Raw genomic sequence first — 19,988 nt, forward strand, 5'->3', positions numbered from 1 at the left:
CGCCGGCGCCCCCCCCTTGCCTGTCCCCCTACTCCCGCCCCCCCCGGCCCGGCGCGGGGGGGGGGGGGGGCGCCCCCCCGCGCCGGGCGCCCCCCCCCGCCCCCCGGACGGGGCCGCGGCATCCAGTGGACCACCGTGGGGTGCGTGCGGGGACCGTGCGCGAACGGCCGGTGGGTGCGCGGGTTTCACACGGGGCGTGCGGAATGGGAAAAGGGCGGGAGGGGACCGATTGCGTCCACCTTCTTCTGACTTTCCTTCAAAGCTGTCGATGTTGTTCGAGTGCCTTGTTGCCCGTGAGTAGGTTGTGCAAAGGTTGCACGGTCCGTGCGCGGGTCAAGTGCCGTAATGAGCAAGGCAGTTGAGGTAGTCGGAGTAGTCGGACCGGCCGGGTGCCGGTGTATTTCCCTCCCTCCCCGCGCGACACGGAGAAACGCGCCAGCGCACCCGCACGCCACAAAGGAATCCGTTCAGTGCACACCCCCCACCCCCCTCGCCCGCCCTATCCGCCACCCGGCGAAGTCCCCGGGGAATCCGACGAGTTCCTCGCCGGCCCGCTGCGCGCCGGCTCCGACGCGGAGGCCGCCCGGTGCACCGCCCTCCTGATGGCCCGGCACTGGCAGCCGGCCCAGGACTACGCGGTCGTCTGCCTGGCCGGCTCCGGCACCCTCGCCCACATGGTCACCGCCACCGCCTTCCACCAGGTGCTCGACCGGCTCGCCCTCGGCGAACCCGCCGAGGCGCTGCGCCCCCGGCTGCTCGTCGCCGTCCGGGACACGGTCGTGAACTGGTCCGGAGCCGACCGGATCACCGCCGTACTGCCCGGACTCGGAAAGCCCGCCGGAGGCCGTGGCATGCGCGCCGCGAAGACGCTGACCCCTGAGAACCGGGCGCTTTCCGGGCGCGCCTTCCACGGCCTTCCACGGCTGGAACAGACGCTGCTGTGGCACACCGAGGTCGAGGCCGAGGAGATCGCAGTGCCGGCCCTGCTGCTCGGTATCGGCCCCGAGAGTGCGGCGGCCGCGCAGGCACAGGCCCGCGACGCATTCCGCGACGGGCTGGTGCGCGCCCACCGGGAACTGGCGCCCGGCCAGGAGTGCCGGTACTACAACCGGCTGCTCGACATCCCGATCCGGCGCGGCGGCGCCCTGCTGCCCGACGTCCAGGACCACCTGGCCGGCTGCGCCTACTGCCGGCACGCCGCCGAGCAACTCGGCCACGCGGACGCCGCCCTGGGTCTGCTGCTCGCCGAGGCGGTCCTCGGCTGGGGCGCCCGCCGCTACCTGGACTCCCGCCCCGGCCGCGGTCCGGCCCCCGGCCGCCGCTCCACCGGCGCCCGCCGCGGAAAGCCGGGCCTGCTGGCCCGCGCCACCCTGCCCCCGGCCCGGCGCCGCACCCGCGCTCTCGGCGGCCGACTGCCGGGCGCGTCGCCCTTCACCCGGCGGGGCGCGGACGGCCGCGATCCCGGTGATCCACTCCCGGGATCCGGTGCCTTGGGCGCGGCGGACGGCCTCGATCCCGGCGGTACGCCTCCGGCTCCGCTGCCGAATTCCGCGCCGGGGCCCGGTGCTCCGGTCCGTAGTGGTGATGGGGGGTTTGGGGGGCTGTTCGAGGGGCCCGGGTCTGGTGTGCCTGGCGGGGTGGACGGCCGTGATCTCTTCGGGCCGTTTCCGGGCTCTGCTCCTGGGTCCGGCGGGCCGTCGGAGGCTTCCGGGGTCGGGGCCCTCGGGGGTGTGGGGGGTTTGTTGCCGGTTTCCGGGTCGCGGGTACCGGGTGGTGCTGGTCCGGGAGATCCGAGAGCCGCTTTCGGGGCCGGGGTGCCAGGCCGGGCGGGTGGCCGGCGCCGTCGGGGTTCGGGTTGGGGTTCGGCGAGGGGGGCCGGTGGCTCGCGGCGGGCGGGCGTCCTGGGGCTCCGTGGGGTCGTCAGGCCACGGGGTGGGCCGTGGGCCGCGCGGGAGCGGGCGGTCCTTCCGGCGGCCGGGGCGGCCTTGTCCGTGCGGACGCTGCTCACCGGAGTCGGTGTCGTCTCGGCCGGGCTGCTCGCGACCGTTCTGGCGGTCGGTGTGTGGCCGGACGGCGGCGACGGCACCGATCCCGTGGCCTCCACCAGCGCCGTCCCGGCCACCGGCATGCGGTCCCCGGTCACCTCCACGACCCTGCCCGTCACCGGGCGGCCCACCCGGCTGCGCAACGCCGCCGCGGGGCTGTGCCTGGACATCAAGGGCACGCCGAAGGCCGGTGCGGGCGCGGTGCTGGCCGGCTGCTCGGCGGTGGCCACCCAGCAGTGGACGTACGAGACCGACGGGCTGCTGCGCAGCGCGGGCGGCCCGGACCTGTGTCTGGACTCGCACGCCGACGCCGGTGTGGTCATCCTCGGCACCTGCGCCGGCCCGGACTCCCGGCGGGCCGACGACGTACGGTACGACCTCACCGCCCAGGGCGAGTTGGTGCCCCGCTGGGACCGGACCCTCGCGCTCGCCACCGCCGGCGGGCAGGTGGGCGCCGACCTCGTGGTGAAGGTCCGGGACCGGTCCGCCGGGCAGCGCTGGCAGGGGTGAGGGTCAGGCGGGGTCCGTGACGAGGTCCGCCGCCGAGACCGTCCCCGGGCGGGTGTGGCCGGACAGGGCGAGAGTCAGGTCCAGCTCCGCCAGCAGACACCGGATCACATGCTCCACACCCGCCTGCCCGTCCAGCCCCAGCCCGTAGACGTACGGCCGGCCCAGCAGCACCGCCCGCGCGCCGAGGGCGAGGGCCTTGAAGACGTCGTCGCCGGTGCGCACCCCGCTGTCGAACAGCACCGTCAGCCGGTCGCCGACCGCGTCCGCGACCCCGGGCAGCGCGTCGGCGGCCGCGACGGAGCCGGCCACCTGCCGGCCGCCGTGGTTGGAGACGACCACCCCGTCCATCCCGGCGTCCGCCGCGAGCCGGGCGTCGTCCGGGTGCAGCACCCCCTTGAGGACGATGGGGCCGTCCCAGTGCTCCCGCAGGAACGCCAGGTCGGGCCAGGTGTGGCCGGGGTCCCCGAACAGGCCGAGGAAGTGCCGTACCGCCGCGTCGGGGTCCTCGTGCACCGGCTTGGCGAGCCCCGCACGGAAGGCCGGGTCGGTGAAGTAGTTGGCGGTGCCGACCCCGTGCAGGAACGGCAGATACGCCTGGTCCAGATCGCGCGGCCGCCAGGACAGCAGCGGGGTGTCCAGCGTGACCACCAGCACCGAGAACCCGGCCGCCGCCGCCCGGGCGAGGAAGCTCCGGGTCACCTCGCGGTCCTTGCCCCAGTACAGCTGGAACCACCGCTCGGCGTCCCCCATCGCCTCCGCGACCTGCTCCATCGGTGTGCTGGACGCCGACGACAGGATGTACGGCACACCCTGCGTGGCGGCCGCCCGCGCGGCCGCGCACTCGGCGTCCGGGTGCATGATCGACAGCACTCCGACGGGGGCCAGCGCGAGCGGCGCCGGCAGGGGCCGCCCCAGCACCTCGACCGACAGGTCCCGCTCGCGCACATCGCGCAGCATGCGCGGCACGATCCGGCGCCGGGCCAGGGCCGCGCGGTTGGCGCGGGCCGTGCTGCCGTCACCCGCGCTGCCCGCCACATAGCCCACCGGGCCCGGCCCCAGCCGGTGTTCCGCCAGCTCCTCCAGCCGGGTCAGGTCGGTGGGGAGCCGGGGCACGGCGCCTGTCATCCCGTTCAGATAGATCTCGTACTGGAAGTCCGCCCAGTGCTTGGCCATCCGTGCCTCCCGCCGCTCGTCCCTGCGTACGCGTGCGGCGCAGACGATACCGGCGAGTAGCAGACGGCTCCGCTGCGGGTGATCACTTAGTGAACACGAGGAGTCATCAAGGGGGTTGGCGGCCTCGCCGCCGGAATGTTTCAGGACGATTAACTAAGCGGTGCTTTTCAGCCATTCGACCATGCCCGAGGAGCGGGAGCCGCTCAGTTCCGGGGTCACGGCGTTCGATTTCCGTGACTTCACGCCACTGATACAACACGAAAGGTTACTGAAACCTATGCGGTCGATGTGAGTTTCGACGCCGGACTCGGCAGAGTGGCGCTCGCCGCTCCGGAGCCCGACCGGGATGGAGCCGGCAACTGTTGTTCGAGCGGAAGGATGCACACAATGCGAACCACCGCGCGCTGGGCAGCGGCCCTCGGCCTCACGGCCGCCGCCGTCTGCGGACCCCTGACCGGGGCCGCCGTCGCTGCACCGGGCGCCGCCCCGTCGTCGCTCTACGCGCCCTCGGCCCTGGTACTCACCACCGGCCACGGCAGCGACGCGGTCACGGCCACACCCGAGCGCGCCGTCACGCTCTCCTGCGCCCCCGGGGCCACCGGAACCCACCCGGACCCGGCCGCCGCCTGCGCCGAGCTGCGCGACGCCGGGGGCGACCCGAGCGCCCTGAAGGCCCGCGGCGACATCTGGTGCACCAAGCTGTACGACCCCGTCGTCGTCACGGTGCAGGGCATCTGGCAGGGCAAGCGCGTCTCCTACGAGCACACCTTCGGCAACACGTGCATGCGGGACGTCGCCGGCGGCAGCCTCTTCGCCTTCTGAGCGGAGCGGTAGCGCACGCCTAGAGACCGGGATCGCACGGCTTCGCCGTATACACCGGATCAGGACCGCAACTGGGGAGTGCGGCCCCCTGGAACGGGGAACCTGCGATCTCGCACCGGAACCGACGGGAGGAGTGGGGCCTCCCGCCGGATTCCGGGCACAGAGCCGCTCCCCGGGCAGGCCCGTGGGGGGCCTCCCGGGGAGCGGCTGAAAAACAACAGGTTTCAACCGGTGCTCAGGCCGAGCGCCGGTGGCTCGTGTCACACCATGGGTAGCGGCGGCTGCGGCGGCAGGTGCACAGAGCGACACGGAAGCGGTCCGAGCGGACCGTGGTGCCGTCCTCCAGTTCCACCTCCACCGGCCCCTCGACCAGCAGCGGCCCGCGCCGCCGCACAGTGATCCGACGGGGTGCGTCAGCAGACTCGTTCGGCACGGATGACCACCAGCTCCTCCAGCTCGTCGGACGGGGCGAGCAGACCGCGCCGGCGCAGCCAGTCCTCCCGGGACCGCAGCACCGGACCGAGCGGGATCCAGCGCCGCCGGACCACCGCCGCCTTCAGCTGCTCCGCCCGCAGCAGTTCCAGAGTGCGCTCGGGGCCGCTGAGCGCCGAGTGCACGATCAGCAGGACGCCACCCGGGCGCAGCAGCACCGGTGCGTCCCGGCAGATCCGGTCCAGCAGCCGCCGCCCGTCCGGGCCCGCGTCCCAGGCCTGCGCCCGGCCGCGCGGCCGTCGCCCCGGCCCGGGCGCCGGCACGTACGGCGGATTCGTCAGGATCAGGTCGTAGGTACGGCCCTCGACCGGCCCGAACAGATTGCCGCGCCGGATCCGCACCGGCAGCCGGCTCAGCCGGGCGTTCAGCCGCGCCGTCCACACCGCCCGCCGGGACACATCCACCGCGGTCACCTCGGCACCGCGCCGGGCGGCTTCGATGGCCAGCACACCGCTGCCGGTCCCCACGTCGAGCACCCGGGCGCCGGGCGCCAGGTGCTCCGCGTGCAGGGCCGCGGCCAGCAGCTCCGTATCGTCTTGCGGGGCGTACACACCCGGCAGTACCACAGCTGTCACCCCGCCCGGGTACCCGTGTCCTCAGGAACCATGGGACACCTCCGCCGTCCCGAGCGGCACCCGGAGCGAGGACCGTCCCGCCCGCCACGCCGGCAACAGCCGCCGGGCCAGCCGGTCCTCCAGGTACTCGGTCGCGTCGATGCCGAAGACCACGTCCGGCGCCAACTCCGGTTCCTCCTCCAGCAGTCCGCCGATCACCTCGTGCCGTACGACCTGCTCGTGCACCGCGTCCGCCACCACGTGCTCGTCGTAGAAGAACTCCGCGGCCGGACCGGCACCGGTACGGCGCATCGCCTCGGCGAGCCGGCGGGAGCCCGGCGAGGAGGTGATCTCCACCTGGGCGAAGTGCCCCACGAGCGCCCCGCGCAGCGCGCGGTGCAGTCCGCACAGGGACATCAGATTGACCACGGCCAGCAGTTCGGCGCCCGCCGCGTCCAGATAGCGGCCGTAGGAGGGGTCCAGCCCCAGGTCCGTCATCAGCTCGGCGAACAGCCGGGCATGGACCCGCTCGGCCCGGCCGCCGCCGAACTCGTCGTACTCCACCGCCGCCATCGCCGCCTTCGCCCGGCCCCACAGCCGGGGCAGCACCCAGGCGTGCGGGTCGGCCTCCTTCAGGTGGTACAGGGAGCGCTGTGCCGCGTACTCGCGCAGCTGCCACAACTCGCCCTCACCGCACAGGAAATGAGTGACACCGGTGCCCTCGGCCGGCTCGACCAGCAGCGCGCCGAGCGCCTCCTCGGGGCTCGCGTGGACCGGCGTGTCGGCCCGCAGCGCGGACAGGAAGCGGCGCTCCAGCGCACCGCGGACGGCCAGCAGCGCCGGGTCCCACTCGAAGGCGGGCCCGACACCGGCGAAGCCGCGGTAGTGCAGCTCATAGCAGAGGTACAGGGCGAGCTGGAGATCGTCGCCGTAGGGGTCCGCGGCCCCGGCGTCGGACGGGTGGGGGAGCGGGCCGGTACCGCGCAGATATGCGGTGACCGCTGCGGACAGCGGTCCCCGGGGCGTCGGCAGCGGGGCTCCGCGAGGGTGGTCGTAGTCGTTCACGCGGCACGGGTACCCGCGGCGGGGCGATGCCTGCCCCGGGGCGCGCGGGAAACCGCGCGGCTCCGGGATCCGGGCCCGGCGCGGCGGCGCGCCCGGGCAGGCGGACGGCGCGCCGCGCCGGTACGGCGGCACGCCCGGCCGTTCACTCGCCCTCGGACTCCTCCTGCGCCCGGACGTTCGGGGTGATCGCGTCCGCGGCCTCGCCGCCGCCGCGCCCCTCCTCGTCGCGCTTCTCCGCCTCCTCCACCTCACGCAGCACCTGCTCCAGAGCCGTCTCGGGCCGCTCCTCGCGGTCCTCCCCGCCGGACATGGCGTCTCCTTCCGTAGTCGTCGGCTTGCGCCGTCTGGTGTTCTGCGAGTCACCCGCAGGGGCCGCCCCAAGCGTGCCCGGGTTCCGGGTTTCCGGCCGGGCCGGGACTTCCGCGTGCGCGGTGTTTCAGGATGTGGCGCCCTGGATACACCGCGAGGGTTCGGCCCCGAAGCCGATCCGGCTCACCGTCGCTGTGAGGTCGTCACCATGTCCCACGCCGCATCACCCGCAGGACCGCCGCACGGTGCCCGGCCCGGCGCGGTGTCCGTCCCGTGGGCGGGCCCCGCGCCCGGACCCGCCGGGGACCGGGCCGGCGGCGGGGGCACGGCCCTGGTGACCGGCGCCTCGTCCGGGATCGGCGCGGCCGTGGCCCGCCGGCTGGCGGCGGAGGGCGGCTGGCGGCTGGTGCTGAACGGGCGTGACATCCCCCGACTGGAGCAGCTGGCCGACCAGGTCTCGGGGGTGGCCGCACCCCTGGACCTGCTCGGGGCCGACGCGAGCCGCCGGCTGACCGAGACCGCCCTGGACCTGCTCGGCCGTGTCGACCTGCTGGTGGCGGCCGCCGGCATCGGCTGGGCCGGGGACTTCACCGGCATGCCGCGCCCGCGCATCGAGGAACTCGTCGGCATCGACCTGCTCGCCACCGTGCACCTGGTGCGCGGTCTGCTGCCGCACATGGTCGCCGCCGGCACGGGCCGGGTCGTGCTGCTCGGCTCCGTCGCGGGCAGCGTCGCCGTACGCGGCGAGGCCGTCTACTCCGCCACCAAGGCCGCCCTGGCCGGCTTCGCCGACGCCCTGCGCTACGAACTGCGCGGCACCGGGGTCGGCGTCACCCTCGTCGTCCCCGGCGTCGTCGACACGCCCTTCTTCCAGCGCCGGGGCGCCCCGTACCGCAGGGCGTGGCCCAGGCCCGTGCCGCCCGAACGCGTGGCGGACGCCGTCTGGACCGCCGTCCGCCACGGCCGGGACGAGGTGTACGTGCCCCGCTGGCTGTGGCTCCCCGCCCGGCTCCGGGGCGCCGCGCCGGGGCCCTACCGGCGGCTCGCCGCCCGCTTCGGGTGAGCCGCCGTGGTCGCCCTCGCGGTGGTGCTGGCGCTGCTCGCGGCCCTGTCCAACGCGTCCGCCTCGGTGCTCCAGCGCAGAGCCGCCGCCCGGACCGAGGGCGACGGACCGGAGCAGCACGCCGGCGCGGCGCGGCGGGCCGCGCACGGGCTCGGCCGGATGCTGCGGCGCCCGGACTGGCTGGGCGGTCTCGGGCTGCTCATGCTGTCCTCGGTGCTCCAGGGCTGGGCCCTGGCGGTGGGCGGGCTGTCCCTGGTCCAGCCGCTGCTCGCCGCCGAGCTGCTGTTCACCCTGCTCGTCGGCAGCGCCGTCTTCCGGCGCCGCCCGGACCGGCGCACCTGGCTCGCGTTCGCCGCCCTCGCCGCCGGACTGGCCCTCTTCCTCGTGTCGGCCGCGCCGTCCCAGGGTCGCTCCGCCGCCCGGCCGGGCTCCTGGCTGCTGGGCGGCGGCGCCGCGGCCTGCGCCGTCGTCCTGCTGGTGCTGCTCGCCCGCCCGGCGCGGGGGCCGGCCCGGGCCGCGCTGCTCGGCCTCGCCGCCGCCGTGTCCTTCGCCACCACCGCCGCGCTGCTCAAACAGGCCGTCGGCCGGCTCGCGCAAGGGCCCGGCGCCCTGTTCACCTACTGGTCGACGTACGCGACCGCCGGCGCCGGTCTCATCGCCTTCCTGCTGTTGCAGGGCGCCTTCCGGGCCGGTTCGCTGGCGGCGTCCCAGCCCGCCCTCACCCTCGGCGACGCGCTGACCAGCGTGGCGCTCGGCTGGGCGCTGTTCGCCGAGTCGATCCAGCTGGGGGTGCGGATCGTGCCGGAAGTGGCCGGCGTCGCGCTGATCGGCGCCGGCAGCATCGGACTGGCGCACGCCGTCACCGTCGGCGAGGACTGGGACACCCCGCCCGACCGGCCGCCCCCGAGCCGCGCGGGGACGCGCCTGCCCCTGCACCCCGGATCCTGACCGGTCCTCAAGGAGCCCCCTCATGTCGCGTCCCTCCAGACGGGCCCGGCGTACCGCGGCCGTGCTGCTGCCGCTCGGTGTCGCGGGCGCTCACATCGGCCCGGCGGCCACCTGGCTCCCGGCCGTACGACGGCTGCTGTGCCCCGCGCTGGCCGGCGCCGGGGACCGGCACCATGTGGCCCTGACCTTCGACGACGGCCCCGACCCCGCCAGCACGCCGTACTTCCTCGACGCACTGGACCGGCTCGGGACGCGCGCCACCTTCTTCGTCCTCGGCGAGCAGGCCGTGCGCCACCCCGAGCTGCTCCGGGACACCGCACGGCGCGGCCACGAGATCGCGGTGCACGGCTGGAGCCACGACCGCCCCTGGCGCCCCGCCGTTGCCCGCGAGGCCGCGGACGTCGCCCGCGCCACCCGGGCGGTAGGGGACATCACCGGCCGCCGCCCCGCGTGGTACCGCCCGCCGTACGGCATTCTCACCACCGGCCGACTGCTGGCCGCCCGCCGGGCGGGACTGCGGCCGGTGCTGTGGTCCGCGTGGGGCAAGGACTGGCGGGCCGACGCCACACCGGACTCCGTCCGCGCCCTGGCGGCGGCCCAGCTGCGCGGCGGCGGCACGCTCCTGCTGCACGACTCCGACCGGCACTCCGCCCCCGGCTGCTGGCGGGCGACCCTGCACGCCCTGCCCGCCCTCGTCACCGACTGCCGGCGGGCGGGCCTGACGGTGGGTCCGCTGGCCGAGCACACGACCGCGTGACCCGGAGCCCGCCGGCCCCCGGCGGCGTCCTATATCCCGTCCCCGTCCGCCAGGGCCGCCACCATCGCCATCGGATCGCTGCGGAAGAGGGCCGGCGGGGCGGCCGGGGGGTGGGGTGGGGCCGTGAGGGTGGGCAGGGTGTCCAGGAGGGTGCGGGCGTCCGGGGCGAAGCGGCACAGGCCGAGGGCGGACATCTGGCGGACGCCCTCCAGGCCGTGGCCGGGCAGCGGGCGGTAGGCGATCACCGGCAGACCGGTGGCCAGGGCCTGGACGGCGGTCTGGCCGGCGGCGTTGTCCAGCAGGGCGGTCGAGGCCGCCAGCAGACCGGGCATGTCGTCGACCCAGCCGAGGGCGAGCAGGCCGGGCACCCGGCACAGCCGGGCGAGGAGCCGTTCGTTGCGGCCACACAGCACCACCGGCAGATACCCGGCCCCGGCGAGCAGCCGCGCGGTCCCGGCCGGACGGGACGCCGCTCCCCAGGCCCCTGCGGACAGCAGCACCGGCGGCCGGCCCGGCGCCCGCCGGGCGAAGCGCTCGCGCCACCGGGCCGCTCCGGGGGCCGGCGTCAGGAAGCCCGGCGCGACGACCGGACCCGTCGTCACCACCGGGGTCCCGAGGGACCGGCGCACCCGGGTCGCCGCCATGTCCGTGAGGCACAGATAGCGGTCGTTGCCCGGATGGAGCCACTGCCGGTGCACGGCGAAGTCGAGCAGGAAGACGGCGCTCGGCACCCGCAGCTCGCCCCGCCCCCGCAGATGGCCGGTCAGCTGGGCGGCCAGATGGAAGACGGGCACCACCACGTCGACACCCAGCCGGTCCACCAGCTCCGTCAGCCGCGCCCCCGCCAGCCGGGCCAGCGGGACCCCGCCGGGGCGCGGGCCGGGGCCGCCGTCGCGCAGGAACGCCTGGTAGACGCCGGCGTACGCCCACGGGGCATGCCGTACCGACGCCTGATAGCCGCGGCGCAGGGCGGTTCCCAGGCCGTACGGCAGCAGCCGCAGCACATCGACCACGAACGCCTCGTGGCCGTACGCCGTGGCGCGGCGGGCCAGCTCCGCCGCCACGGTGTCATGGCCGGCGCCCATGCTCGCGCTGACGATCAGGGTCCGGCGCGGGCGGTCCGCGGACGTACGCACGGGATCCGGTTCTCCGGCGGAGGCCGGGCGAAACGGCCGAGCCCCAATCCGTGTCGTACTCGGCCATGTGGCCCTCTCGTCGGTGGCGGGCCGACCGGTCCGTGCCAGAGTGAGTCCCAGGGGTGTGCGGCGGGAGCACGGGAGGAGCCGTGAGGCGCTGGCGGCGCGGCCTGCACCGCGCTTGGGAGTGGCTGAGGGCCGAGGCCCTGCTGCGCCACGGCCGCGAACTGGAGCTGATGCACCGGGCCATGGGCTTCGCCACCCTCGCCCTGGTCACGCTGGCCCCGCTGCTGATCGTGGTCGCCGCGGCCGATCCGCTGGTCCAGGGCGGTTTCGCCTCCTGGCTGACCGACGGCATGGGCCTGTCGGGCCGCTCCGCGCAGGCCCTCACCGCCGTCATCAGCCCGCCGCGTAACGTCATCGGCACCACCAGCGTCTGGGGCGGCGTCCTGCTCGCCGTCTTCGGGGTGTCCTTCGGGGGCAGTGTGCAGAACGGCTACGAGCGGATCTGGGGCGTCCTGCCCGGCCCCTGGCACCGGGTCTGGCGGCAGGCGACCTGGCTGGTGGTGCTGACGGCGTACCTCTACCAGGAGGTGGCGACCAAGAACGCGCTGCACGGAGCGCAGCGGATCGTGCTGTCCACGGCGAGCGGCCTGCTGTTCTTCTGGTGGGGGCAGCGCTTCCTGCTGGGCGGCCAGATCCGCTGGCGCTCGCTGCTGCCCGGCGCCGTGGCCACGATCATCGGCCTGGCCGGGCTGCGCGCCTTCTCCTATCTCGTCTTCACCCCGCTCATCGTCACCAACGCCCTGAGCTACGGCGCGGTCGGCACCGTCCTCGTGGTCGAGTCCTGGCTGATCGGCGTCGGCTTCGTCCTCTACGGCGGTGCCCTGTTCGGCCGCTGGTTCACCGAGCACCACTGGATGCCCGTCCACGAGGAGCAGCACGGGGAGGGGGACGAGGAGCAGGGGCAGGGGCAGGACCAGGGGCAGTGAGGAAGGCAACAAGGGTGGTTTTCGGTCATTCGACCGGGTTATGGTCCCCGGACTCACACGCAGGCGACCGAAAGATCACCTTTGACGACGATTCAGCACAGCCGGGCGGGACGGCGGCAGGCCATGGGCCGCATCCGGCCACGGCGCTCCCCGGCCGCGCCCCTGCTGCTCCTGGCCTGGGCGGGCGCGGCGGCCGTGCTCTGGCTGTGGTGGCGCACCACCCCGGCCGTCGCCCCGACCACCGCCGACCGGCTGGTCAACGCGGGCCGGATCACCGGACTGCTCGCCGGGTACACGATCGCCCTGGTGATCGGCCAGATGGCGCGCGTCCCGGCCCTCGAGCGCCGGGTCGGCTCCGACCGGGTGGCGCGCTGGCACGCAAGAAGCGGCCGCTACGCGCTGACCCTGACCGTCGCCCATGTCGCGCTGACGCTCTACGGCTACGCCCTCCAGGCGCACACCGGCGTCCTGGCGCAGACGGCCGACGTGGTCACCGGCTACCCGGACATGATCCAGGCGGCCGTCGGCACCCTTCTGCTGCTTCTCGTCGGCCTGGTCTCCGCCGGTGCGCTGCGCCGTCGTATGCGCTACGAGCTCTGGTACCACCTGCACCTGCTCACCTACGCCGCGGTCTACCTCGCCTTCTGGCACCAGCTCGCCACCGGCGACGAGTTCGCCGGCCACGCCGGCGCCCGCGCGGCCTGGTACGCCCTCTACGGAGCGGTCGGCGTCCTGCTGCTGTGGTACCGCGTCCTCACCCCCGTGCGGCTCAACCTGCGGCACCGCATGCGCGTCGAGTCGGTCGTGCCGGAGGCGCCGGGCGTGGTCTCGGTGCTCATCCGGGGCCGCCGGCTGCACCGGCTCGGGGCCGAGGCGGGCCAGTTCTTCCGCTGGCGGTTCCTCGCCCGGGGGCTGCGCGGGAGCGCCAACCCGTACTCGCTGTCCGCCCCGCCCCGCCCCGACCTGCTGCGGATCACCGTCAAGGCGGCCGGCGGGCACAGCGCGGCGCTGGCCGGGCTGCGGCCGGGCACCCGGGTCTGGGCGGAAGGGCCGTACGGGGCGCTGACCGCCGCTCGCCGCAGCCGCGGCAAGGTGCTGCTGCTCGCGGGCGGCGCGGGCATCACCCCGCTGCGCGCCCTGTTCGAGACGCTGCCCGCGGCACCCGGGGACCTGACGCTGCTCTACCGGGCCCGCACCTCCGAGGAGCTGGCCCTGAGCGCCGAACTGGAGGCGATCGCGGACGAGCGCGGGGCACGGCTGCGGTACGTGGTGAACGGGCCGGACGGCCGCCGCACCCCGATCACCGCGCGGCTGCTGCGCCATGTCGTGCCCGATGTCGACCGGCACGACGTGTACCTGTGCGGACCGCCCGGGCTGGCCGAGGAGGCGTACGCCGCCCTCCGCGAGGCCGGTGTGCCGCACCGCCGTATCCACCACGAGTCCTTCGAGTTCTGAGGCGGCACCGTGACATCCGATCTCCTGGCCGCGCTGGAGCCGGCGTGAGAAAAAGGCACCCTCTCCGGCACGCCCTGCTGGCCACCGTCGGTACCGTCTCCGGCGTCGTGCTGCTGCTGGCGCTCAAACCGACGACCGACCCGTCCCTGGCGCAGGCCGGCCTGCCCGCCTCCGGCGGCACCGCGGTGGCCTCGGCCTCCCCCTCCGGGCCGCCGGTCACGCCCTCCCCGTCGGTACCGGCGTCGGCGTCGGCGTCGGTCAAGCCGTCGAAGACGCCCGGCAGGAAGCACACCGCGTCCGCCGCTGCGCGCAGCAGACCGCCCTCGGCCGCCCCGGCCCGGACGAGCAGCGCCCCCGCCGCCCCGAAGCCCACCCCGGCCGCCCCCACCCGCCGCTCCGTCACCGGCGCCACGGTCCAGACCCGGTACGGACCGGTGCAGGTGCGGATCACCCTCACCGGCAGCCGGATCACCGGTGCGACCGCCCTCCGGTCCCCCAACGACGCGGCACGCAGCCAGCAGATCTCCGCCACCGCCGTCCCGCGGCTGAACCAGGAGACGCTCACGGCGCAGAGCGCCCACATCGACAGCGTCTCCGGCGCCACCTACACCAGCGCCGGATACAAGCAGTCCCTCCAGAGTGCCCTGGACCAGGCCGGGATCTGAGCCGTCGTTCAGGCCAGCTGGCGACGGACCAGCTCGTGCAGCCGGCCCGTGGTGTCGGCGAGGAGTTCGGCCGGGGTGCCCTGCTGGACCACCTTGCCGTCCTCCATCACGATCACCCGGTCGGCGTCCAGCACCGTCGACAGCCGGTGGGCGATGACGACCCGGGTGGCGTTCAGCTTGCGGGTGCTGTCGATGACGATGCGCTGGGTGTCGTTGTCCAGGGCGCTGGTCGCCTCGTCGAAGAAGAGGATCCGCGGCCGCCGGATCAGCGCCTGAGCGATCATCAGGCGCTGCCGCTGGCCGCCGGAGATCGCGCCGCTCCCGGCCACGATGGTGTGCAGGCCCATCGGCATCCGCTTGATGTCCTCCGCGAGCCCCGCCAGCTCGGCCGCCGCCATCGCCTCCTCCGGCGTGTACGGCTCGGTGCCGCAGATGACGTCCAGGATCGAGCCGGTGAAGGGCTGCGCGTGCTGGAGGACCACCCCGCACTGGCGGCGCACCGCCGACTGGTCGAGCGCCGCCAGATCCTGGCCGTCGTACAGGACGCTGCCGGAGACCGGCTTGTCGAAGCCGATCAGCAGGCGCAGCAGCGTCGACTTGCCGCAGCCGCTCGGCCCCACGATCGCCACGAACTCGCCCGGCCGGACGGCGAAGGACACGTCGTCCAGCACGAGCGGGCCGTCGTCGGCGTACCGGAAGGACAGCCGCCGGGCCTCCAGGGCGCCGGACAGCGGGCCCGGGCGGGTGCTCGCCGTGCGCACCTCCGGGGACGCGTCCAGCACCGGGCGGATCTCCTCGAACAGCGGCAGCGCCGCCACCGCGGAGACGAAGGCGCCGGTCAGCTGGGTGACCGAGGTCAGCACCATCGTCACCGAGGTGTTGAAGGTGAGGAAGTCCGCCGCGGACATGGCGCCCTTGGCCGGGCCCGCCAGCAGCATGAACATCACCAGGGTGACGACGGGGAGGTAGACCGCGCCGAGCACCGTGGTGAGGTTCTTGATCCGGCCGGCCTTCTGCTGGAGCTCCCGGCTGCGCGCGAACTCCCGGGCCCAGGCCGCGTACGCGTAGTTCTCGGCCGCCGCGACCCGCAGCTTGGGCAGCCCCCGCAGGGTCTGGAACGCCTGGTTGTTCAGCTTGTTGCCGAGCACCACGAGCCGCCGCTGCCAGCGCACCTGCCACAGCCCGAGCCCCAGGAACACGGCCGCGATCACCGTGAGCATGCCGAGCGCGGCCAGCGCCATCGGCACGTCGTACCAGAGCAGCAGGCCCAGGTTCATCGCGCCGACCGTCACCGACTGGGCGACCACCGGGCCGACGCCCGCCAGCAGCCGGCGCATCGCGCTGACGCCCATGGCGGCGCTGGCCAGCTCACCGGTGGAGCGCTGGGTGAAGAAGCGGGTGGGCAGCCTGAGCAGCCGGTCCCACACGGCCGGTTGCAGCGCCGCCTCGATACGGCCCTCCAGCCGGAGGATGGACAGGTTCTCCAGCAGTGTGAAGGCGGCCGCCACCACGCCGCTCACCATCACCGCCAGGCACACCTGGACGATCAGGCCGGTCTGCGCCCGCGGCACGTACTCGCCGAGCACCTTGCCCGTCGCGATCGGCACCAGCGCGCCGATGGCCACCGTCACCAGCCCGGCCAGCAGCAGGTTCAGCAGATCGCCGCGGGTGCCACGCAGAGCGAACCGGAGCAGGCCGAACGGACCGAGCCGGCGGTCCGGCAGCGGCCGGTAGAACATCACCGCGCGCGGCTCGAACTCCTCCGCGTTCGCCTTCTCGACCGGCGTCTCCCGGCCGGTGCCCGGATGGACGGCCACATAGCCGCCGCGCCGCCACAGCAGCGCGACCGGCGCCCCGGACAGCGCCCGGTGGCCGACCAGCGGGCCCACGTTCTCCCGCCACCAGCGCCCGTCCAGCCGTACCGCCCGGGTCCGCACCCGGGAGGCGAGCGCCACCCGCTCCACCGGGTCGAGCCGCTCGCTCTCGCCGCCGCTCTGCGCGGGCTCGGCGAGCGTGATCCCGGCCGCCTCGGCGACCAGCCGGCACGCCGCATAGGTGGCGTCCGCGTCGGCGGTCGTGGTCCGGGGGGCCGCCGAGCGCTTGCCGATGGAGGCCAGCAGGGTCTGGTCGGCCTGGGCGCGGACCGCCTCACCGGCCTTGATCCCGGCGGCCGTGCGGTGCTCGTGGGTGCGCTCCAGCTGCTCGATCCACCGGTCCAGCGCGGTCAGCAGCCGGTACTGCTGGTCGACCAGGGACTGCCACAGCGCCGGGTCCATCAGCAGGTCGGCGGCGGCATCCGCGCCGTACAGGGAGCCGTACTGGACGCTGCCGGGCGGCACCTGCATCCAGAACACCTCGTCGTCCGCGGGCATCTGCCCCCGCTCCTCGGCCATCGGGGCCTGGAAGAGCACCGACAGACCGCGGCCGACGCCGAGTGCGAGGGCGTACTCCAGCGGGCTGGTGGTGGGCGGCACGTACTGCGGGTTGCCGTACTCGTCGTACGACCAGGTGTGCGTGTCGGCCGGCTGGTACAGCTCCCGCAGGCCGATCCGGTGCACCACGCAGTCCCGGACCGGCCGGGCCACCAGGGTGTGCTCCGGGCCGGCGACCGGGCCGAGCAGCAGCGTGCCCGCCTCCAGCCGGCCGAGGTGGTGCCAGTGGCCCTGCTGGGCGGCGTCCACCGCGTACAGGTCCAGGGCGCCGGCCGTGACCAGCCACAGCACCTGCGGACCCTCCAGGTCCAGCCGGTTGTAGCCGGCGCAGTCGAGCCGCGCGCCCATGGACCCCAGCGCGCCGAGCACCAGGTCGCCTTCGCCGACGGTCGTCATCTCACCGCTCCCTGACCAGTGCCGCGTAGGTGCCGCCGAGCGCCACCAGCTCCTCGTGCCGCCCGCGCTCGACCACCGCGCCGTGCTGGAGCACCACGATCTCGTCGCTGTCGCGGACCGTGCTCAGCCGGTGCGCGATCACCACGCAGGCGCAGCCGCGGCGGCGCAGGTTGTCCATCACCACCTGCTCGGTCTCCGCGTCCAGCGCGCTGGTCACCTCGTCCAGCACCAGGATGCTGGGCCGGCGCACCAGCGCCCGGGCGATCTCCAGGCGCTGGCGCTGACCGCCGGAGAAGTTGCGGCCGTCCTGCTCGACCCTGCTGCGGATGCCGCCGGGACGGCGCATCACCACGTCGTACAGGGCCGCGTCCTTCAGCGCCTCCACCACGGCGTCGTCGGGCACGGACGGGTCCCACAGGGCCACGTTGTCGCGGACCGAGCCCTCGAAGAGGAACACGTCCTGGTCCACGAAGGAGACGGAGGCGGCGAGCGCGCCGCGCGGGATGTCCTCCAGCCGGCGGCCGTCGATGCGGATCACCCCGTCCCACGGCGCGTACAGGCCGGAGATCAGGCGGGAGACCGTCGACTTGCCGCTGCCCGAGCCGCCCACCAGGGCCACCTGCTGCCCGGGGCCGACGGTCAGGTCGAAGCCGCTGAGCAGCGGCTTGTCCAGGGGGCTGTAGCCGAAGGTGACGTTCTCCAGCTCGACGTGCCCGTGCAGCCGGCGGGTGGAGTCGGCGCCGCCGGGGCGGGCGTAGAGCGGGTCGGCCTGGAAGTTCTCCACGTCCTTCAGCCGGGCCACGTCCGCGGCGAAGTCCTGGATGCGGCCCGCGACCCCGTTGAGCCGGGTGAGGGGCGCGGTGAACCGGGTGACCAGCGCCTGGAAGGCGACCAGCAGACCGACCGAGATATGCCCCTCGACCGCGCGCAGGCCGCCGATCCACAGGATCAGCGCGCTGTTGAACGTGGCCAGGGTCGGCGCCACCACCCCCAGCCAGGCGCTCGGCACGCCGAGCCGCTGCTGCTCCTCCAGCGTGGCGGCGTGCTGCCCGGCCCACTTGCGGAAGTAGCCGTCCTCACCGCCGGTCGCCTTCATCGTCTCGATCAGCTGCAACCCGGTGTACGCGGTGTTGGTGAGCCGCGCGGTGTCCGCGCGCAGCTTCGCCGTACGGGTCGCGCGCAGCCGTACGACCAGCCGCATGGCCACCACGTTGAGCAGGGCCACGCCGATGCCGACGAACGTCAGCTGCGGGTCGTAGGTGTAGAGCAGGACCGCGTACAGCACGACGACGATCGCGTCCACGCCGGCCGCGGCGAGGTCGCGGGCCAGGGTCTCCGCGACCTGGTCGTTGGACTGGAGGCGCTGCACCAGGTCGGCGGGGGAGCGCTGGGCGAAGAAGGTCACCGGCAGCCGCAGCAGATGGCGCAGGAAGCGGGCGCTGGAGAGGGTGGAGGAGATGATCCGGCCGTGCAGCAGGTTGGCCTGCTGGAGCCAGGTCAGCACCAGGGTGAGCAGCACACAGGCGGCCATCGACGTGAACAGCACACCGAGCAGCGAGGTCTGCCCGCCGATCAGGAACATGTCGATGTAGGTGCGGCTCAGCGCGGGTACGGCGGCACCGACCGCCACCAGCAGCAGGCTGGCCAGCACGGCGGCGGGCAGGGTGCCCGCGGTGCCGCGCAGCCGGGCCGGCAGCGCGCCGAGCACACCGGGCTTGCGCCCGCCCCGGGTGAAGCCGTCGCCGGGCTCCAGCACCAGCACCACACCGGTGAAGCTGCCGTCGAACTCCTCCATGGGCACGAACCGGCGGCCCTTGGCGGGGTCGTTGATGTACACCCCGCGGCGGCCCAGCCGGCGGCCCATGCCGTCGTAGACGACGTAGTGGTTGAACTCCCAGAAGAGGATGGCCGGCGCCCTGACCTCGGCGAGGGCGGCCAGGTCCATCTGCATGCCCTTGGCGGTCAGGCCGTAACTGCGGGCGGCCTTCAGCAGGTTGGAGGCGCGCGAGCCGTCGCGGGAGACACCGCAGGCGATGCGCAGCTCCTCCAGCGGCACGTGCCGGCCGTAGTGGCCGAGGACCATCGCGAGGGAGGCGGCGCCGCACTCGACGGCCTCCATCTGGAGCACGCTGGGCGTACGGACCGTGCCCGCACGCGCCTTGGGGACCGGCCGCTTGGCGGGGGTGGCGCGTCTGCGGCCGCGGGTGTCCTGCGCGGTGGGGCTCACGGGAGCAGCCAATCGACGGGGTGCTGGTCGGCCAGCCGGATCGAGGCGGAGGCGAGGGTCATGGAGTCGAGCCGGTACGGCGGGCCGTCGCTGGTCGACCAGCGGTAGCCGCTCCTGGTGCCGGCCGACCGGTCCAGCTCGACCAGGACGGCCACCGGGCGGCCCGTGCGGGTGAACTGCGCGCCGAGCTGGCTGTCCCCGAGGAAGGAGGAGATCGACTGGGCGGACTGCGCGGTGCGGTCCACCGACTTCACATGGCCGCGCAGCACGCCGTACGTCTGGGCGGGCACCGAGGAGACGGTGAGGTCGACGGGGGCGTGCGCGGGGATGGCGGCGGCGTTCTCGGCGGGCACGTACACGGTCGCGTACAGCGGATCGGAGGTGTGCGCGACCTTCTCCACCGCCGCGACGTTCGTACCGGTCTGGATGATCTGCCCGATGGTGGCGGCGAGCGCGGTGACCCGGCCCGCGGCGACCGTGCGGACGAGGGAGTCGCCCTGCGCGGTACGGACCTTGAGGACCGGCGCGTTCGCCGGGAGCCGTTCGCCCTGGCGGGCCTCGACGGCCGTGACCTGGCCGGCCACCGGACTCTGCAACAGGTAACTGCCCTGCGCGTGGGTGAGGACGGCCTGCGCACTCACCGTGGAGGCGACGGAACCGGTCACCGCCCACACCGAGGCGGCCGCCATGACGGCGACGGTGACACCGAGCGCGAGCCAGCCCTGCGGGCGGGCGAGCCGCACCGGAAGGTCCAGCTCCTCGGGCGACTGGAGCTTGGCGAGGGCCTGTTGGCGGAACTGCACGGGGAACTTCCCTCACCTGTGGGGGAGTTGCTGGTGTTTCAGGGCGTCGCGGGGTGGGGCCCGCCCCCGCCGCGGGGCGCGGGCGCCCCGCCGGCGGCGGGCCGGCGCTGCACGGCCCCCGCCCCCGGGGGGGGGGCGGCGGAG

General features: G+C 74.8%; 17 protein-coding genes. 8 read left to right on the forward strand and 9 right to left on the reverse strand.

Annotated features, from left to right (window positions below; translation table 11 throughout):
- The first annotated feature begins 470 nt into the window (after positions 1 to 470).
- Positions 471 to 2,555, forward strand: coding sequence for an RICIN domain-containing protein (locus ACFVIU_RS33050; RefSeq protein WP_385847082.1), 2,085 nt, complete (start codon positions 471 to 473; stop codon positions 2,553 to 2,555).
- 3 nt (positions 2,556 to 2,558) lie between these two features.
- Here ACFVIU_RS33050 and ACFVIU_RS33055 read toward each other — a convergent pair whose 3' ends face one another.
- Entirely contained in the window at positions 2,559 to 3,728 is a 1,170-nt protein-coding gene (locus tag ACFVIU_RS33055) for a lactate 2-monooxygenase (RefSeq protein ID WP_385847083.1), read from the reverse strand.
- Between the two features lie 387 nt (positions 3,729 to 4,115).
- Here ACFVIU_RS33055 and ACFVIU_RS33060 point away from each other — a divergent pair, with 387 nt between their 5' ends.
- Positions 4,116 to 4,550: a subtilase-type protease inhibitor gene (locus tag ACFVIU_RS33060; RefSeq protein WP_385847084.1), complete on the forward strand. Its 435-nt coding sequence runs from the start codon at positions 4,116 to 4,118 to the stop codon at positions 4,548 to 4,550.
- A gap of 235 nt (positions 4,551 to 4,785) precedes the next feature.
- Here the strand turns inward: ACFVIU_RS33060 and ACFVIU_RS33065 are convergent, their stop codons facing one another.
- The 4 genes from ACFVIU_RS33065 to ACFVIU_RS33080 form a co-directional block, all read right to left on the reverse strand.
- Positions 4,786 to 4,983, reverse strand: a complete 198-nt coding sequence (locus tag ACFVIU_RS33065; RefSeq protein WP_385847086.1) for a CDGSH iron-sulfur domain-containing protein — start codon at positions 4,981 to 4,983, stop codon at positions 4,786 to 4,788.
- Positions 4,964 to 5,617: a HemK2/MTQ2 family protein methyltransferase gene (locus ACFVIU_RS33070; RefSeq protein WP_385847087.1), complete on the reverse strand. Its 654-nt coding sequence runs from the start codon at positions 5,615 to 5,617 to the stop codon at positions 4,964 to 4,966. Before ACFVIU_RS33070 ends, ACFVIU_RS33065 begins: the two co-directional genes overlap by 20 nt.
- Before the next feature lie 21 nt (positions 5,618 to 5,638).
- Positions 5,639 to 6,661 (reverse strand): iron-containing redox enzyme family protein, encoded by a 1,023-nt coding sequence (locus ACFVIU_RS33075; protein WP_385847088.1) that lies wholly within the window; start codon positions 6,659 to 6,661, stop codon positions 5,639 to 5,641.
- Positions 6,662 to 6,803: 142 nt separating this feature from the next.
- The gene (locus ACFVIU_RS33080; RefSeq protein ID WP_385847089.1) at positions 6,804 to 6,971 is read right to left on the reverse strand and encodes a hypothetical protein; all 168 of its coding nucleotides are present in this window, start codon (positions 6,969 to 6,971) and stop codon (positions 6,804 to 6,806) included.
- 207 nt (positions 6,972 to 7,178) lie between these two features.
- Between ACFVIU_RS33080 and ACFVIU_RS33085 the strand changes: the two genes are divergently transcribed.
- Genes ACFVIU_RS33085 through ACFVIU_RS33095 form a run of 3 tightly spaced genes read left to right on the forward strand, consistent with a single transcriptional unit; the run spans position 7,179 to position 9,738 of the window.
- Entirely contained in the window at positions 7,179 to 8,033 is an 855-nt protein-coding gene (locus ACFVIU_RS33085) for an SDR family NAD(P)-dependent oxidoreductase (protein ID WP_385847091.1), read from the forward strand.
- 6 nt (positions 8,034 to 8,039) lie between these two features.
- Positions 8,040 to 8,981 (forward strand): DMT family transporter, encoded by a 942-nt coding sequence (locus ACFVIU_RS33090; protein ID WP_385847092.1) that lies wholly within the window; start codon positions 8,040 to 8,042, stop codon positions 8,979 to 8,981.
- A 22-nt stretch (positions 8,982 to 9,003) separates the two neighbouring features.
- Entirely contained in the window at positions 9,004 to 9,738 is a 735-nt protein-coding gene (locus ACFVIU_RS33095) for a polysaccharide deacetylase family protein (RefSeq protein WP_385847093.1), read from the forward strand.
- Between the two features lie 29 nt (positions 9,739 to 9,767).
- Here ACFVIU_RS33095 and ACFVIU_RS33100 read toward each other — a convergent pair whose 3' ends face one another.
- Complete coding sequence (locus tag ACFVIU_RS33100; protein WP_385847105.1) at positions 9,768 to 10,823, reverse strand: galactosyldiacylglycerol synthase; 1,056 nt, start codon at positions 10,821 to 10,823, stop codon at positions 9,768 to 9,770.
- Between the two features lie 200 nt (positions 10,824 to 11,023).
- Here ACFVIU_RS33100 and ACFVIU_RS33105 point away from each other — a divergent pair, with 200 nt between their 5' ends.
- From ACFVIU_RS33105 to ACFVIU_RS33115, 3 genes are all read left to right on the forward strand, one after another.
- Entirely contained in the window at positions 11,024 to 11,866 is an 843-nt protein-coding gene (locus ACFVIU_RS33105) for a ribonuclease BN (protein WP_385847095.1), read from the forward strand.
- A gap of 123 nt (positions 11,867 to 11,989) precedes the next feature.
- A complete protein-coding gene (locus ACFVIU_RS33110; protein WP_385847106.1) occupies positions 11,990 to 13,321 on the forward strand; it encodes a ferric reductase-like transmembrane domain-containing protein in 1,332 nt (443 codons plus the stop codon).
- A 44-nt stretch (positions 13,322 to 13,365) separates the two neighbouring features.
- Positions 13,366 to 13,986, forward strand: a complete 621-nt coding sequence (locus ACFVIU_RS33115; RefSeq protein WP_385847097.1) for an FMN-binding protein — start codon at positions 13,366 to 13,368, stop codon at positions 13,984 to 13,986.
- Positions 13,987 to 13,994: 8 nt separating this feature from the next.
- On the opposite strand, the gene ACFVIU_RS33120 is transcribed toward ACFVIU_RS33115, so the two are convergent.
- From ACFVIU_RS33120 to ACFVIU_RS33130, 3 genes are read right to left on the reverse strand one after another with little or no spacing between them, the layout of a single operon-like run.
- Positions 13,995 to 16,814: an NHLP bacteriocin export ABC transporter permease/ATPase subunit gene (locus ACFVIU_RS33120; RefSeq protein ID WP_385847098.1), complete on the reverse strand. Its 2,820-nt coding sequence runs from the start codon at positions 16,812 to 16,814 to the stop codon at positions 13,995 to 13,997.
- A 1-nt stretch (position 16,815) separates the two neighbouring features.
- A complete protein-coding gene (locus tag ACFVIU_RS33125; RefSeq protein WP_385847100.1) occupies positions 16,816 to 19,041 on the reverse strand; it encodes an NHLP family bacteriocin export ABC transporter peptidase/permease/ATPase subunit in 2,226 nt (741 codons plus the stop codon).
- A complete protein-coding gene (locus ACFVIU_RS33130; protein ID WP_385847101.1) occupies positions 19,038 to 19,844 on the reverse strand; it encodes an HlyD family efflux transporter periplasmic adaptor subunit in 807 nt (268 codons plus the stop codon). The genes ACFVIU_RS33125 and ACFVIU_RS33130 overlap by 4 nt, the downstream gene beginning before the upstream one ends.
- Between the last annotated feature and the right edge of the window lie 144 nt (positions 19,845 to 19,988).

Origin of the sequence: Streptomyces sp. NPDC127190 (assembly GCF_042672505.1) — a bacterium.
Lineage (GTDB): Bacteria > Actinomycetota > Actinomycetes > Streptomycetales > Streptomycetaceae > Streptomyces.

What these genes read in the sequence shown, in the direction of transcription:
- ACFVIU_RS33055 (WP_385847083.1), bottom strand. Translation starts at nt 3,728, where the DNA reads ATGGCCAAGCACTGGGCGGACTTCCAGTACGAGATCTATCTGAACGGG.
- ACFVIU_RS33060 (WP_385847084.1), top strand. Translation starts at nt 4,116, where the DNA reads ATGCGAACCACCGCGCGCTGGGCAGCGGCCCTCGGCCTCACGGCCGCC.
- ACFVIU_RS33080 (WP_385847089.1), bottom strand. Translation starts at nt 6,971, where the DNA reads ATGTCCGGCGGGGAGGACCGCGAGGAGCGGCCCGAGACGGCTCTGGAG.
- ACFVIU_RS33085 (WP_385847091.1), top strand. Translation starts at nt 7,179, where the DNA reads ATGTCCCACGCCGCATCACCCGCAGGACCGCCGCACGGTGCCCGGCCC.
- ACFVIU_RS33095 (WP_385847093.1), top strand. Translation starts at nt 9,004, where the DNA reads ATGTCGCGTCCCTCCAGACGGGCCCGGCGTACCGCGGCCGTGCTGCTG.
- ACFVIU_RS33100 (WP_385847105.1), bottom strand. Translation starts at nt 10,823, where the DNA reads ATGGGCGCCGGCCATGACACCGTGGCGGCGGAGCTGGCCCGCCGCGCC.
- ACFVIU_RS33110 (WP_385847106.1), top strand. Translation starts at nt 11,990, where the DNA reads ATGGGCCGCATCCGGCCACGGCGCTCCCCGGCCGCGCCCCTGCTGCTC.
- ACFVIU_RS33120 (WP_385847098.1), bottom strand. Translation starts at nt 16,814, where the DNA reads ATGACGACCGTCGGCGAAGGCGACCTGGTGCTCGGCGCGCTGGGGTCC.